The organism is Corynebacterium breve, from assembly GCF_030252165.1.
GTDB classification, from domain to species: domain Bacteria; phylum Actinomycetota; class Actinomycetes; order Mycobacteriales; family Mycobacteriaceae; genus Corynebacterium; species Corynebacterium breve.
In genome coordinates, this window is sequence record NZ_CP126969.1 from 2,449,473 (window position 1) to 2,464,300 (window position 14,828).

Sequence of the window (14,828 nt, forward strand, 5' to 3'; positions counted from 1 at the left end):
AGTGGGTGCTGCCCTTTCGCGCCTTTTCGCGCCCTTTCCCGCCAAACTGACCTTTATAGAACGGCCTTTACCGAGTGACGGATCGTCGGCTACTCGGTAAAGGCTATTCTGCAGAGGTCAGTTTGGCCTTTTACAGGCGCAAAGCCAAGAGATTTGGCCCCTGATGCAACCATTTGAGCGCCGAATCAGTCTAAGAAGGGTATGAAGGCCTCTTCTTTTCAGTCAGTACTTTGTTCCTTAGTCAATCTCCGCACTCTTTCGCACGCCGACTCCACCTGGGCTGCCATTGCAGACGGGCGCTTTGTCCAACTCGCGCCGTCGTGGTTCATCCCCGAGAGCGTGTTCGCGACACTTACCTGGTACCAGCGGCGATGGCTCACCGCCTATGCAATCGGCAAGAACGCACGCACCGCCGTTCTCGCATCGCGCTCGGCCGCGAGAATGTGGGGCATGTGGGTTGTTCCTCTAACGCACGAAACCACCGAAGTGATCGTCCCACACGGCAAAATACCAGCTCACCGCAATCGAACCCCCGATGTCACCTACCGCTTTTCGGTTTTAGGTCCGGAAGACATTGAGTTGCGCCACGGGGTCCGTCTGACATCGCGACTCCGAACAGCATTGGATATCGCCCGCCTGCATGGGTTCGTCGAAGGTTTAGTAGCCTGCGATTGGCTCTTGGCGCAGGGCTTCACTCAGGACCAGTTGACCAGGGAAATTCGCCGGATGGGTCGTCGTAAAGGCATTGCAATTGCCCGCTCCTGCGTAAAGGAAGCAAGTGCATGGTCAGAGTCGCCCTACGAGAGTGTCGCCCGCGCGCTACTGATCGAAGCGAAGGTGCCAGAAGTGAAACTCCAGGTGCCCATTGACGGAAAGCGCGTCGATTTCCTCATCGCGGACGTGGTCGTTGTGGAGATCGATGGCGATGTGAAATACGACGGCACCACATTCAACGTCCCGACCGAAGCGGTGCTCATCGCGGAGCGCAAACGCGAAAAGGCCCTGACCAATCTCGGGTTCGCTGTGCTGAGATACTCGCCGGCTGACCTGCATCGCGCGCCACAGAAGCTTATCGACGACGTCATGCGCGAGTTGTCCGCCCGGCGCCCTGACCTCCCGCCCCATTCGTCAAACTGACCTTTATAGATTGACCTTTACCGGGTGACGATGAAACCCCTACGTGGTAAAGGCCAGTCTGTAGAGGTCAATTTGCAAGAAAGTGCGCGGTCTGGAAGCGCTCGCCAGTAGCGAACACCCGCCCTGCCACTCACACTCTCCCTGAAAATTCTTTAGACTGGCTAGCATGACTCAGAAGACTGCAACTGCAACGATGCACACCAACCTGGGTGACATCGTCATTGATCTGTTCGGCAACCATGCTCCTCAGACCGTGGAGAACTTCGTTGGCTTGGCTAACGGCTCCAAGGATTACTCCACCAAGAACGCACAGGGTACCAACGAGGGCCCTTTCTACGATGGCGCGATCTTCCACCGCATCATCGCTGACTTCATGATCCAGGGTGGCGACCCAACCGGCACCGGCACCGGCGGCCCTGGCTACCAGTTTGCTGACGAGTTCCACCCAGAGCTTCAGTTCGACCGTCCATACCTGCTTGCTATGGCCAACGCTGGTCCTGGCACCAACGGCTCCCAGTTCTTCATCACCGTCGTTGAGACCCCTTGGCTGACCAACAAGCACACCATCTTCGGTGAGGTTACCGATGAGGCTTCCAAGGCTGTCGTCGATAAGCTGGCTGCAGTGCAGACTGGTCGCATGGACCGCCCTGTTGAGGACGTTGTCATCCAGTCGATCGATATCGCTGAGTAAGAAACAGCATGCATAACCCCCGCCTTTGTGCGGGGGTTTTCTGTATGGACTGCTGATGACTTTTCAATCGTGGTTTCGGGAGCACACGCGCCATGCGCCGGCGACGTTGTGGATTATTGCATTGTGCTCAGTGGTGTGGCTGGTCACCGCTGTGCAGGCGCAGGCGCTGAATGATTCGGTATGGGGTTCGTCGCTGGGATCAGCAATGGTGTTGTGGGGTCCTGCGGCGCAGGTGGAGCCGTGGGGGATGGCGCGCGCGGTGACCTCGATCTTTCTGCATCTAGGTGTTGGACACCTCATCGTGAACATGGTGATGCTGCTGCTTATCGGCCCGGAGATCGAACGCTTTGTGGGCAGCGGACCCTATGCGCTGGCGTTCGTTGCGGGCGGCTTGGGTGGCTCGGCGGCGATCTCAATGTTCAATTTCAATACGCCAACTGCCGGCGCGTCGGGAGCAATCTATGCATTGATGCCGGTTATGGTGGCAATTGCTTATCGACGATCCGTCGACCTCCGTGCCCCCATCGTCTTCCTAGCGATTGCAGTGGGCTACACGTTCTTGGCGGGAAATGTCAGCGTGTGGGGCCACTTAGGCGGAGTCTTAGCTGGCGCGGTGATGGCGTGGCCGTTGACATCAGCGCAGGTCAGGACACGGTGGCTCAGCGCTGGGCTCGTAGCCTTAATATCAGGTGTGCTTATCATATTAGCCCTGACTTAAAGTACCCCCGTTCTTTCCCCTTAAGCCCACATCGAGATGTTTGATCGGTGTGGGCTTTCTTGTGGATAAACTAACCCCGCGAGGGGGCTGTGAGATGTGGACAATGTTATCCACTGGCTATCCCCAAAAGGCCACTATTCCACAGTTTCTATCCACAATGTGGATAACTACATCGTTGTAATTAGCCGAACGTGGAGGCGAAATCCATGCTCATTGCCAGCGATATTCGTGAGATTTCCGCACAAATGGGAAAATTAGAAAAGTAGTGCACAGGTTTATCCACAGACTGTGGATAAACCAAATATCCCCTCTTTCCACAGATCTTTCCACAGCCTGTGGATAACTCATTTCTACCCTGAGAGGGGGGTAAGTACAATTAGAAAACTGTCAGGTGAGTACATGCATGAAAAAACCCGCATTGAGCACGTCAATGCGGGTTTAGGCCGAAGCCAGCGGATTAGATCAGAAAAGTTAGCGCCAGCCCATGGTCATGAGGAGTCCGATGACCAAACCGCCGAAGCCGATCAAGTAGTTCCACGGGCCTAGTTCGGCCATCAGTGGAATCTGAGGGCCCGCAAGGTAGTTCACGATGATCCAAGCCAAGCCGACGAGCATGAAGCCGAACATCAGCACCTTGTACCACATCGGGGTGCCACCGGTGTTGATCTTGACCGGGGTACGAGTGGTGCTGGAGCTGGAGACTGGTGCGGTGGAAGTCTTGGTGACCTTTGCCTTTGGCATTCTTACGGTTCCTTTTGATGATCTGTGCTGGCGTGCGTGGGGGAGAGACGAACTCTGCTTGAGGCATAAAGCGCTGGGACTTCATGCCACTACAGCAAGCTTCAAATGTCGGGGATCCCCGGAGCTTGGTTATCAATCCTATCAGGCCGCTCCGGCGGACCAGGTTGGCCGGTAGGGAGCAGTTTCGTCGCATCGAACTTCCACACGTTGATGGTGATGTCGGCGTCCTTGCGGATTTCGTCACCTTCCTTCGGCTGGGTCGCGGCGATGAGGCCTTCGTCGATAAGCGCACCGGTTGCTGCGGCAGGGCCCTCGGTGAGGGTGCCTGACCAGCCGGATTCCTCCAGAGCCGTGCGTGCTTCTTCTGGAGTCTTGCGCGTGATGTCGATCATTTCAATGATCATGCCGTTGGAGATCTGGATTGCGACTGTAGAGCCCTTGTCTACCTCTGTCCCGGAACCGGCGACGGCGATGACCTCTCCCTCCGGCTTGGACGAATCGACCTGTTCGAACTGTGCCTCTAGGCCGAGCGAGCTCAAGGTCTCGCTCGCAGCGTCAGCGTCCATCCCGATCAATGAAGGAATGCGCACCTTTTCCTTGCCAGCCGAGACGACGATGGAGATCTTCGACCCCTTGGACAGCTGGGTGCCGGCCGGTGGGTTTTGCCTGATGATCAGGCCGGACTCGACGGTGTCGCTTTCTTCTTCGTCAAACTCGGAGTTGAGCTCAAGACCCGCGCCGGACAGAATCTGCACGGCTTCCTGTGGTGACTTGCCTGACACGTCAGGAACATCCGTCATCTCAGGGCCGGACGAAACGGTCAGGTTCACGGTTGTGCCTTCGCGCAGGTGGGAGCCTGCCTCTGGGTTCATACGGATCACGTTGTTGCGTGGCACGTCTGGGCTTGGCTCCTCGACGATTTCCACCTGAAGGCCAAGATCCTCCAGTTGTTGTTGCGCAGCGTTACGCTCTTGACCTGCAACGTCGGGCAGCGTGATCATGGTTTCAGTGATGGTCTCGGGCGAGTCCTCGGTGCGGAAATAGTCGAACATGAAAGCGCCGACGAACCCCAGGGCAACCAGCGCTAGAAGCCCAGCGAGCCACTTCAACCACCCGTTTTGTGGCTTCGTGTTCTCGCGGTGCTGAGCGTAGCGAGACTCCCGCGGCGCCGGATCAGCACCAGCACCAGCACCAGCCATAGCACCGGCACCAGCACCTGCGGCGGCCGGAATCGCAGTCGTCGCAACCGGGGCGGGCGCCGGTACTGCCCGCCCAGAAACAACCGTTTGTTCCTGGCTCGGGGTGGCAACGTGGGAACGCGCAGCCTGCGTCACCGCACCGCGCGACAGGCGCTTCAAATCTTCGCCCATCTCGGCGGCAGTTTGGTAGCGATCCGCTGGGTGCTTCGCCATCGCAGTGAGTGTGACGGCGTCGATGTTTACGGCTTCCTGGGGAGACAGTCCGGAGATATAAGAGCTTGGCTCTTCGGGATCTTCTTGCACATGCTGGTAGGCCACCGCAAACGGAGTCTCGCCTTCGAAAGGAGGCTTGCCGGTGACTGATTCGTAAAGCACGCAACCGAGTGCGTAGACGTCGCTGCGGAAGTCAGCGGTTTTGCCACGGGCCTGTTCGGGTGACAGATACTGGGCCGTGCCGATGACGGCGGAGGTCTGGGTCATCGCGGAAGTCGAATCGTCCATGGCGCGGGCGATTCCAAAGTCCATGACTTTGACTTCTCCGGTGTTGGTCACCATGATGTTCGCCGGTTTTACGTCGCGGTGGATAATGCCTGCATCGTGGCTGGCCTGCAGCGCAGCGGTGACCGGGGTGAGTAGTGCCGCGGCCCGTTCTGGCGGGAGAACGCCATCTTCGCGCATAATGTCGCGCAGGTTACGGCCAATGACGCGCTCCATCACGATGTACGGCACGTCCACCCCATCGATAACGCAAGAGCCGGTGTCGTAAACGGCCACAATATTCGGGTGGTTTAGCCGAGCGGAATTTTGAGCTTCTCGACGAAAGCGTTCGCGGAAGTTCTCGTCGCGCGCCAAATCCACCTTGAGCATCTTGATGGCGATCTCGCGTCCAAGGAGGGTGTCCGTCGCAGCGTAGACATCTGACATGCCGCCGGTGCCAATGCTGACGCCGAGATCGTAGCGATCTCCTATGAGTGGCATTAGATACCTCCCTCTTCGGCTGGTGCTTCAGGTGCCGAGAATTCTAGAAAACCTTCGTTGTTATCAGTATTGCCGCTGTACTCAGTTACCTCGTCAATCGGCCCGGGCAATGTTGAAGCCGTCGGGGCACTATCGCCGGTGGGAGCTGGCTGTTCGGCCGTCGGCTCCGAGGTAACTTCTGGCTGCGAGGTCTCCTCGGGTGGTTGCTCCTGAGTAGTCTGTTCGCGGGTCGGAACCTCATCTGTCGTGAGCCGCACTGACGAGCCCCGCTGGCGAGGCTCCGTCAGAGTTGGTCTGCGCGACGTTGGTTCCTGCTGGACCGACGAGCTTTCTTCTGTAGTCTCCTCAGCGGAAGGCGTGATGAAACTGGTGACGATTTCGGGACTCGGCGGCGCTGGGTCGTCGTTAGTAGAAAACGGACCCGCGATAAACGCCCAGGCACCAGCCCCAAGTGCTGCCAAACCAAGAAGCGTAGCGATCGCAATCCAAGCCCCGTTGCCGCGGTCGTTCGAGGTCACGGTCTTCGAGCCCGCGACAGCCGGGCGTTCCACCAATCCGGAAGGAACATGCGTAGGCACCTCGGCCTGCGGACGGATCGTCGTCGGCTGAGCAACCGCAGCTAGCTGGCGTGTCGAAGCAGTGGGCGAAGGCTCTTCCGCGATCTGGTTCATCGCGGCCGACGCGGGCTGCGGCGGGCGCTGGCCCTGGCGTACAGCTGCCACCGCCAACGCGAGTTCGTTGCCATCGGCAAAACGCGTCGTCGGATCTTTGCGCAGCGCGATTTCGATGAGCTCACGGGTGGGGGCGGACACGTTCGTCGACAATGCTGGCGGCATGTTGTTCACATGTGCCAACGCCACGCTTACCGACGAATCCCCCGTGAACGGCCGGCGCCCGGCGAGCATTTCGTAGCCCATCACACCGAGGGAGTAGATGTCGCTGGCGGCGGTGACTTCCTTGCCTTGGGCTTGCTCAGGTGACACGTATTGCGCGGTACCGACGACCATTCCGGTGCGCGTCAGGGGCACGGCGGCCGCAGCCTTGGCAATACCAAAGTCAGTGATCTTGACCTGCCCATTCTGGGTGATCATGATGTTGCCGGGTTTGATGTCGCGGTGGACCAGCCCCATGCGGTGAATAATGGACAGGCCGTGCGCGGCTTGTTCCAAAACGTCGAGGGCGAGGGGCTCGTCCAGTTGGTGCTCGCGCGCCAAAAGGTCGGCGAGGGATTCGCCACGGACGTATTCCATGACGATAAAACACACGGTATAGCCAGCTTCGGCGGTGACCTCGCGGTAGTCGTATGTGGCAACCACGTGGTCGGAGACGATGCCTTCCGCGGCGATGGCCTCGTTACGGAAGCGAGCGAGGAACTCTTCGTGGGAAGAGAACTCAGGCTTGAGTACCTTGATGGCTACTTCGCGATCGTTCGCGCGGTCGTCGGCAAGCCAAACTGTGGACATGCCTCCGTGCCCGATGATCCACTGCAGTTGGTAGTCGTCACCGATGAGGGCTTGCAGCTCGTTGCGGCTATTGGTGTGCATTACTCGCCACCTCCGGCAGGGGCGGCGTTTAACACGGCGCGACCTACTGGGCCAGCGACGCGACCGCCGGTTGCGCTCTCTCCGTAGCCACCACCGTTCTTAACGACGACAGCCACGGCCACGTCCTTGTCCGGGTCGAAGGCGACGTACCAGACATGTGGTGGCTGGTCGTCGGCATGTTCAGCGGTGCCGGTCTTGGAAGCAAAGCCCTCGCCGGAGGAACCGTAGGCGCTGCGCTCAGCGGCGAGCATCAGATCGGTTAGCGTCGACGCTTGCTCCGGGCTGATTGCCTGGGTGATTTCCTTCGGCTTGGTCTCGTCCTTGACCTGGAGTTCTGGCCCGAGAACGCGGTTGATCAGGTACGGCTCCATGCGGCGACCTTCGTTGGCCACGGTGGCCGCCATGACGGCAGCCTGCAGGGCGGTCATGGTGACGTCGCGCTGGCCGATTGAAGACTGGCCAGTTGCAGCGAGGTCGGGCAGGTCACCCAGAGTGCCGGTGGCGGTCGGGATGCCCAAATCGTAGTTCTCGCCGACACCGAACGCAGTGGCAGCATCGCGAAGTGCGTCGGGACCAATATCGGTGGCCATCTCGACGAACGCAGTGTTACACGACAACTCGAACGCCTTCTGCAGTGTGGTCGAGTCGGAGCCACCACAGGACGTGCCACCGTAGTTGGTCAGTTCGGTAACAGTGTCAGGCAGGGTAATGGAGGCTGCGCCCGTGAGCTGGGAATCCGGGGTGTAGCCGTGCTCAAGGCCAGCAGCCGTGGTGATGATCTTGAAAATCGATCCAGGTGGCAGCTGGTCCTGGGTCGCGTGGTTAATCAGCGGCTGGCCCGGATCGTTGTTTACGGCAGACCATGCGGCCTCGGAAGTCTCCGGATTGATGATCTCGTTAGGGTTGTAGCTCGGTGTGCTGGCCATCGCGAGGATAGCGCCCGTCGATGGGCGCATGGCGACGACGGCACCATCGAAACCATTTTGCGTGAGCTGGTTGTATGCCGTGTCCTGGGTGGTCGGATCCATGGTGAGCTCGATGGAGTTGCCCACACGGGTCTCATAGCCTGTGGCAAGGAAGCGGGAATTCATCAGGCTGGTCGTGTCACCCGACAAGGTGCCGTTGTAGCCCGACTCGAGCCCGGCCGCACCGTACTGGTCGGAGAGGTAGCCCACCACTGGCGCGAACGCGATCGCCGAGGTGGGGTAGGAGCGCTGGTAGAAGCCATCGGCGTCCGCGTTGGACTCAGCCAAAATCTGGCCGCCAGCATTGATCTGCCCGCGCTGAGTCTGCTTCATCGTGATGTAGCCACGCGAGTTCAGCGGGTTCTGCGCGTACTTCTCCTCGCTGAACACCTGCACGATGGTCAAATTGACCAAGAGCACGAGGGTGAGCAGGAGTGCGAAAATAGCACCGAAACGAATACTGCGATTCATTATCGACTCACCGCCTGCGATGGAAACATATTAGTGCCCGGTGCCTCGAGCGCAACGGCATCAACCTCGACCGGCCTGCGCGCACTATCGGAAATGCGCAGCAGCAGGCCCAGCAGAATGTAGTTAGCCATCAACGCCGATCCACCCGCGGACATAAACGGGGTAGTCAGGCCGGTCATTGGCATCAGCGCAGAAATACCCGCAGTGACGACGAACACCTGGATCGCAATGGTCAAAGCCAAGCCGGAGGCCAAGAGCTTGCCGTATGAATCGCGCACCGCCAAGGCGGCGTTGAAGCCGCGGCTGACGAAGATCGCGAAGAGCACCAGCACGCCTGCTAGGCCAACAAGGCCAAGTTCCTCGCCAACACCGGCGAGGATGAAGTCGGTCCATGCAACGGGAACGCTCTGTGGGTAGCCCATGCCTAGGCCAGTGCCGGTGAGGCCACCCCAGCTCATTCCGAAGAGTGCCTGGGAGAGCTGGAACCCACCGCCATCACCGTGGTAGGTGCCGAGCGGGTCGAGGAAGTTCTGCACACGGGACTGAATCTTCGACGACACCTGGTACACAGCAACGGCGCCGACCGTTACCAAGCCGAGTCCGATGACCAGCCAGCTTGCTCGACCAGTAGCAAAGTACATCATGCCTAGCACCGTTGCGAACAGCAGCAGCGCCGGGCCAAAGTCATTGGAGATCGCCATGATCAAGATCGCGATCGCCCAGACCACCATGATCGGTGCGAGGTCGCGCAGGCGAGGAAACTCCATGCCCAAGAAGCGGTAGCCCGCCACGGTGAACAGGGCGCGCTTTTGCGTGAGCAGCTGCGCGAAGAACATCAGAAGCAGAATCTTGGAAAACTCACCGGGCTGGACCGATAGAGGCCCGAGCGAAAGCCAGATCTTGGCCTCGGCACCTTCGGGCTGGGGCCACACTAAAGGAAGCGCCAGCAAGACCAAGCCGAGCACACCGAGCAGGTAAGAGAACCTAGACAGTGCCTTATGGTCTCGGATGATGAGCAGCGTAAGCACGAGTAGCACGATACCCACCAGGGTCCACATCACTTGGCGAGATGCCAACGCGGTTTCTCGTGCGATGTCAATGCGGTAGATCATCACCAGTCCGATGGCATTGAGCGCTGCGGCGACCGGCAGCATGATCTGGTCAGAGTAGGGAGCCGCAAAGCTGATCACTATGTGTGCCAGAGCAAACACGCCGATGAAGCCACCGATCAGCCAGACCATATCGATGTCGAGCGCGTTTCCCTGCGACAGCTCCAAGCTCACCAGCATCAAGGCCAGGAGGGCAGCGACAAGGATGAGTAGGCCAAGCTCTACTTTTCTTCCAAATAGGCGAGACATCTACTTCACCTCCCGGCAGTCATTTGGTGTGGAACGCTTTTCGTCTTCCGGCTTGTCAGATACGCAGACGGGCAGGGCTTCGTCGGCAAGCCTGTGCATCTGCTGTGAGACCTCCTCAAACGAGCCGCCGGGCAGATCCATGGCGGCGCTGTGGGCGGACTTCGGCAGGTCGCTTAGCGAGAAGACTTGGCAGTCCTTCGGCAGCTCGCCTACGTCGACAAACTTCAACTCATTCTTGCTGTTGATGCAGGTCTGTTGGATCGGTTCATGCAGCGGTTTGCCAAAGACTTCAAAGTCAACGCCATGCTCGACGACGAACTCATCGTTGTCATTGAGCGTGACATAGAAACGATCATCAATCTTGGACATGGCGAACCAAATAGCCAGGAGCGCCAAGATGATGATCAAGAGCAACGTGACCAGCGTGATCCAGAAAGCGCGGCCCTTGATGCGGGGCTTACGAGTGTGAGACTCCTCATCGTCGTCGCCGGATTCCGGGGCTCCTGTGTCGTCGGAGGAGTTCTGGTTTGGAGGAATCACCTGTGGCTTACGATTGAGCGCGGCAGCGCGTCCTGCCGCAGTGTTGGGGTGGGTCTCATCCTTTTGCTCCAAGGCGAGGGCACCGGCGATGGCAGGTGTCGTCGGCAAGCGCGGTGCGTCATCAGCAGCAGTGTCGACGACATCAGCGATCACGATCGTGATGTTGTCCGGGCCGCCGGAGCGCAGCGCAAGCTCGGTGAGGCGTTGTGCAGCTTCCTCGGGACTGCCCTCGGCCAACGCGGACTGGATGGTGGTCGAGGTGACCGGATCGGAAAGACCGTCGGAGCACAGCAGGTAGCGATCGCCGGGCTCAGCAGCGAACTGCTCCAGGTAAGGCTGGACGGGACGGCCCGTGTAGGCCTTGAGGATCAGCGACTTCTGCGGGTGCGAGGACACATCCTCGGGATCGAGCTTGCCTTGCTCGACCAGCGACTGCACGAACGTGTCATCGACGGTGATTTGCACCAGGGTGTCGCCACGCAGGAGGTAGCCGCGGGAATCACCAGCATGGATCATCCCGAAGTCTGTGCCATTGAACATCAAAGCTGTGAGCGTGGTGCCCATGCCGTCCTGCTCGGGGTGCTCGCGGATTGAGTCAGCGATCGACGCGTTAGCATCGTCTGCCGCGGCACCGAGAAGGGCAAGCATGTCGGCGTCGCCTGGGTCTTGGTCCAGGTGTTCCATGTGCTCGACCATGAGCTGGGAGGCGACTTCGCCTGCTGCGTGGCCGCCCATGCCGTCGGCAAGCAAAAGCAAATGCGGACCGGCATAGGCCGAGTCCTCATTGTTGCCGCGCACAAGGCCACGATCCGACGTGGCCACATAATTTAGTTTGAGCGTCATGGAACCAACCTCACAATCGTTCGTCCCATCTTGATATCAGTTCCTACGGACACGTGCTCCGGCTGATCGATGCGCATACCCTGCACAAACGTGCCATTGCGGGAGTCCAGGTCTTCCACAAACCAGTCGCTGCCGCGCCTAAACAGGCGAGCGTGGCGTGACGACGAGAAGTCGTCGCCAAGCACAAAGTCATTATCGTCCGCGCGCCCGAGAGTAAACGCCTCAATCGCTGAGATATCCATGTGGCTTCCCTTAAGCGGGCCTTCCACCACTTGGATCGAGCGAGCCTTCTCGCGACGAATCGGGTTCGATGTCGCCGTCTTTGGGCGAGCGCCGGCCGCCTTGTTCGTGTCCTTGCGCAGCGCCCACACGACAATGATGATCAACAGCCACAGCAGGGCCAAAAGGCCGAACCGGACTGTGAGCATGATGACTGAGTCCACGGAAATAGGGCCCTTTCGCTTAGTGGGAAGAAGGCCCGACGATGCGGACCTCGATATTGGAATGGCCGATGGTGATCACGTCACCATCAGCAAGCAGCCAATTTTCCACGGGAGTGTCATTGACCGTCGTGCCATTCGTCGACTGCAAATCGACCAAAACCGCATCCTTGCCATCCCAGGTGATCTCAGCATGCTGACGAGAAACGCCGGTATCCGGCAAACGGAAGTCTGCATCATTTGAGCGACCCAAGATATTCGATCCCTCATGGACCAAGTAGGTGCGCGACGAGCCATCTTGCAACAACAGGCTCACCGCAGGATTGGGGCTACCGGATACTGGAGTCATACTATTCGGTTCGGACACTTCATCCTCCTTAGACGGTGCGACCGCGGGCCGCTCTGGGCGTGGAGCATCGCTGACAATGGCATCAAAACCATTATCGACATCCGGTTGTGTATCTATATAGGAAGAAACACGCAACTGGCCGGTCCGCAGACCAGACTCCTCCGCAATCCGCACCACGGCAGGCCCAGCGAGGACCCACCCTTGGTTTCGGATAAAACGCATCAACTGCTCTGCAAGGCTGAACGGAAGATTCTTGTCCCGCGACAAATTCTCCAAGTCTTTCGACGACACTCCCACCGCAAACACATTGGGAGCAATCAGCTTGTCATCTTCCGTGACAGAGATATTGTCCTGCGCCTCCTGTTTCAGAAGCTCTTCGATCTCCGCTGGCACAATGCGCCCGCCGAGAACCGCAGCGAATCCGTTATCCAGGCCGCGCTGCAACGAACTATCAAACTTGGCGAGTTTATCCAGAAGCCCCATCTTCCGCACCTCCTTCCATTCTCAGATGATGTGACGAAAATTTCGACATAGGTATTCCGTGTCAGTATAGGCACTGAACCCACTTGTTACCTACCCACGGCGATAGGGATTTGCTGCAAGAAGAGTGAAAGAAGATCGAGTTACTGGGTTTGGCCTGCGCGATTTGGTATTCGAACCGCTGCGCATGCTATGTTTATCGAGTCGCACGGCTTTTTGGCCGCAACTACCCAAGCCCGGGTGGCGGAATTGGCAGACGCGCTGGCTTCAGGTGCCAGTGTTCGCAAGAACGTGGGGGTTCAAGTCCCCCCTCGGGCACCATGTGCGGTTCTCGAACTGCAAGCACCGGAGATCACAAACTCGAAAGGGTTTGTGACCTCCGGTTTCTTTTGTTTTTGTGTTCACGAGGGTCGTGGATTGACGGTGTGGGGATTGCGGGTGCAAGTCCCACAAAGAGCGGAAAGAGCAGTTCAACAAACTGCTACACCGGAGGTCACAAACTCGAAAGGGTTTGTGACCTTCGGTTTCTTTGTTTTTCTGAACTTGAGCGGTCGAGGATTGCAAGTGTGGGGATTTACATCCTAACTCCCGCTCTCGCCTGTCGGAGCGGTTCTCGAACTGCAACGGCCGGAGGTCACAAACTCGAAAGGGTATGTGACCTCCGGTTTTTTCGTGTATGGGTCCGAGTGTAGTCAATATTGGCACATGCGGGAGTGTCTCGTGTAAGTCCCGGGGACGGGATGGCGTGCCGGCGACAGTCTGGCAGCGGTTGCGAGATCACGCAGCGACCACGGTCGAGACAGGTCATGCTCCATAGCGTTCATCGCCACGATGACCTCTACTCGTAAAGCGGGAGTAGCGGAGATCCGCTGGTTCGCGATGGAACGCTCTTGAGGGAATGGTCGCGGTGCCTGAGCAAGATGCGGCTCGTTCAATGCCCGTTCCCATTGGTCGCTGAGGCGCGGGAAGGTAGTAACCAAGCGATGTTGATGAATCCGAGTACCGCAGCGGTGACCCCCACCAGCAGAATGGTTCGGTAGCTTGACTCAGTGCCGAGGGGAGTGAGGGCCATAGAAGCGTAGGCGCTTCCGAGGATGGTGACTGACAGCAAGCTGCCGAATTCGTAGGCAACCTCTTCGACTCCGGATGCCATGCCGGCACGTTCCGGGGAAACGTTGGTGATGATGGTGGAAGAAGCCACCGTGATCAGGACACCGATGCCAGCCCCTCCTGCGACAAGGCTGATTGCGAATGCCCCGAGGCTCACCGGGAGGAGGAGCGCCCCGGCCGCGTAGCCAACGCCAGCAAGACCTGCCCCGCCAAGCAACATCGGGCGTGGGCCGATGCGGGAGTGCAGCGAACCACTCAGGAGCGATGTGACTGTCGCTCCGACAGCGATACACCCCACCAAGAGCCCACTGTGTAGCGGTGAGTATCCCTCGGCTGTTTGGAAGTGCTGAGCGGTCACGGCTCCGACCCCGGCGAAAACGAAGGTGCTCAGCCCGGCCGCCACCACTCCCGCCGACACGCTGCGGTTACTGAAGATGCGGAAGTCCAGGAGCGGTGTCTTCAGTCGTGCTTGTCGCCGGGCGAACAGAGTAAAGCTCGCCGCGGAGACCAGGATCGCGGCAACAAGCAGGACCGCGGACGGATCCGGCAGCGTGACCTCCTTGATCGCAGCAACCATCCCGGTCAGACCAGCGAGCGCGAGCAGCGACGAGAGCAGGTCCCAGGGCACCGCCCCCGACTCCTGAGCCTTTGGGGCATAGAGCCCTGTCAGGATAAAGGTGGCGATCACGATGGGCACATTGATCAGAAACACAGAGCCCCACCAGAACCACTCCAAGAGCAGTCCGCCCACAAGCGGCCCGAACGCGATCCCGCCGATGGACACGCTTGACCACACGGCGATGGCGAAGTTCCGCTCCTTCTCATCACCGAACGTGACTCTGATGATCGCCAGGGTCGCGGGAAGCATGAGCGCCGCTCCCACTGCCAAAAGCCCTCGCGCGAAGATCAACACACCGGGGCTGGGTGAGAAGGCCGCAACCAGCGACGCCAACCCAAACAAGGCGATTCCATACTGGAAGACTCGCTTATGGCTATATCGATCGCCGAGAGTCCCGGTTCCCAAGAGCAGCCCAGTCATCACCAACGGGTACGTGTTGATGATCCATAGCGACTCACTCGTGGACGCACCCAGATCCACAGTCAACGGTGGGACTGCGATGTATAGGATCGAAGTGTCGAGCGTTGCTAGCAGCAGCCCAAGTGAGACCGCTGTCAGCACCAGCCAGCGCCCGTCGGGACGAACCGCAGCATCTGCCGCGGCGGTGTTTCGTGAGGTCATCCGATCGTGGGTCCCTTCTCCGCG

Annotated in this window: 12 protein-coding genes and 1 tRNA gene; 4 read left to right on the forward strand and 9 right to left on the reverse strand. The window is 59.0% G+C overall.

Annotated elements, in window-relative coordinates; genetic code table 11:
• Positions 1-201: 201 nt before the first annotated feature.
• The 3 genes from QP027_RS11705 (at position 202) to QP027_RS11715 (ending at position 2,546) form a co-directional block, all read left to right on the forward strand.
• Positions 202-1,137 (forward strand): DUF559 domain-containing protein, encoded by a 936-nt coding sequence (locus QP027_RS11705; RefSeq protein WP_284825032.1) that lies wholly within the window; start codon positions 202-204, stop codon positions 1,135-1,137.
• A 166-nt stretch (positions 1,138-1,303) separates the two neighbouring features.
• Positions 1,304-1,828: a peptidylprolyl isomerase gene (locus tag QP027_RS11710; protein WP_284825034.1), complete on the forward strand. Its 525-nt coding sequence runs from the start codon at positions 1,304-1,306 to the stop codon at positions 1,826-1,828.
• Between the two features lie 55 nt (positions 1,829-1,883).
• Positions 1,884-2,546, forward strand: a complete 663-nt coding sequence (locus QP027_RS11715; RefSeq protein ID WP_284825035.1) for a rhomboid family intramembrane serine protease — start codon at positions 1,884-1,886, stop codon at positions 2,544-2,546.
• A 471-nt stretch (positions 2,547-3,017) separates the two neighbouring features.
• Here QP027_RS11715 and crgA read toward each other — a convergent pair whose 3' ends face one another.
• From crgA to QP027_RS11755, 8 genes are all read right to left on the reverse strand, one after another.
• Entirely contained in the window at positions 3,018-3,287 is a 270-nt protein-coding gene (crgA, locus tag QP027_RS11720) for a cell division protein CrgA (RefSeq protein WP_284825037.1), read from the reverse strand.
• Between the two features lie 101 nt (positions 3,288-3,388).
• Complete coding sequence (pknB, locus tag QP027_RS11725; protein WP_284825038.1) at positions 3,389-5,464, reverse strand: Stk1 family PASTA domain-containing Ser/Thr kinase; 2,076 nt, start codon at positions 5,462-5,464, stop codon at positions 3,389-3,391.
• The gene (locus tag QP027_RS11730; protein WP_284825040.1) at positions 5,464-7,008 is read right to left on the reverse strand and encodes a serine/threonine-protein kinase; all 1,545 of its coding nucleotides are present in this window, start codon (positions 7,006-7,008) and stop codon (positions 5,464-5,466) included. The genes pknB and QP027_RS11730 overlap by 1 nt, the downstream gene beginning before the upstream one ends.
• Entirely contained in the window at positions 7,008-8,444 is a 1,437-nt protein-coding gene (locus QP027_RS11735; protein WP_284825042.1) for a penicillin-binding transpeptidase domain-containing protein, read from the reverse strand. Before QP027_RS11735 ends, QP027_RS11730 begins: the two co-directional genes overlap by 1 nt.
• Positions 8,444-9,802, reverse strand: coding sequence for an FtsW/RodA/SpoVE family cell cycle protein (locus QP027_RS11740; protein ID WP_284825044.1), 1,359 nt, complete (start codon positions 9,800-9,802; stop codon positions 8,444-8,446). The genes QP027_RS11735 and QP027_RS11740 overlap by 1 nt, the downstream gene beginning before the upstream one ends.
• A complete protein-coding gene (locus tag QP027_RS11745; protein ID WP_284825046.1) occupies positions 9,803-11,185 on the reverse strand; it encodes a PP2C family protein-serine/threonine phosphatase in 1,383 nt (460 codons plus the stop codon).
• The gene (locus QP027_RS11750; RefSeq protein ID WP_284825048.1) at positions 11,182-11,628 is read right to left on the reverse strand and encodes an FHA domain-containing protein FhaB/FipA; all 447 of its coding nucleotides are present in this window, start codon (positions 11,626-11,628) and stop codon (positions 11,182-11,184) included. The genes QP027_RS11745 and QP027_RS11750 overlap by 4 nt, the downstream gene beginning before the upstream one ends.
• A gap of 19 nt (positions 11,629-11,647) precedes the next feature.
• On the reverse strand, positions 11,648-12,457 hold the full coding sequence (locus tag QP027_RS11755; protein WP_284825049.1) for an FHA domain-containing protein: 810 nt from the start codon (positions 12,455-12,457) through the stop codon (positions 11,648-11,650).
• 231 nt (positions 12,458-12,688) lie between these two features.
• Here QP027_RS11755 and QP027_RS11760 point away from each other — a divergent pair.
• Positions 12,689-12,775: transfer RNA gene (locus QP027_RS11760), tRNA-Leu, on the forward strand.
• A 610-nt stretch (positions 12,776-13,385) separates the two neighbouring features.
• On the opposite strand, the gene QP027_RS11765 is transcribed toward QP027_RS11760, so the two are convergent.
• Positions 13,386-14,804 (reverse strand): MFS transporter, encoded by a 1,419-nt coding sequence (locus tag QP027_RS11765; RefSeq protein ID WP_284825050.1) that lies wholly within the window; start codon positions 14,802-14,804, stop codon positions 13,386-13,388.
• Positions 14,805-14,828 lie beyond the last annotated feature (24 nt).

Coding starts and splice junctions, on each gene's coding strand:
- QP027_RS11705 (WP_284825032.1), top strand. CDS start 202: ATGAAGGCCTCTTCTTTTCAGTCAGTACTTTGTTCCTTAGTCAATCTC.
- QP027_RS11710 (WP_284825034.1), top strand. CDS start 1,304: ATGACTCAGAAGACTGCAACTGCAACGATGCACACCAACCTGGGTGAC.
- QP027_RS11715 (WP_284825035.1), top strand. CDS start 1,884: ATGACTTTTCAATCGTGGTTTCGGGAGCACACGCGCCATGCGCCGGCG.
- crgA (WP_284825037.1), bottom strand. CDS start 3,287: ATGCCAAAGGCAAAGGTCACCAAGACTTCCACCGCACCAGTCTCCAGC.
- pknB (WP_284825038.1), bottom strand. CDS start 5,464: ATGCCACTCATAGGAGATCGCTACGATCTCGGCGTCAGCATTGGCACC.
- QP027_RS11730 (WP_284825040.1), bottom strand. CDS start 7,008: ATGCACACCAATAGCCGCAACGAGCTGCAAGCCCTCATCGGTGACGAC.
- QP027_RS11735 (WP_284825042.1), bottom strand. CDS start 8,444: ATGAATCGCAGTATTCGTTTCGGTGCTATTTTCGCACTCCTGCTCACC.
- QP027_RS11740 (WP_284825044.1), bottom strand. CDS start 9,802: ATGTCTCGCCTATTTGGAAGAAAAGTAGAGCTTGGCCTACTCATCCTT.
- QP027_RS11745 (WP_284825046.1), bottom strand. CDS start 11,185: ATGACGCTCAAACTAAATTATGTGGCCACGTCGGATCGTGGCCTTGTG.
- QP027_RS11755 (WP_284825049.1), bottom strand. CDS start 12,457: ATGGGGCTTCTGGATAAACTCGCCAAGTTTGATAGTTCGTTGCAGCGC.
- QP027_RS11765 (WP_284825050.1), bottom strand. CDS start 14,804: ATGACCTCACGAAACACCGCCGCGGCAGATGCTGCGGTTCGTCCCGAC.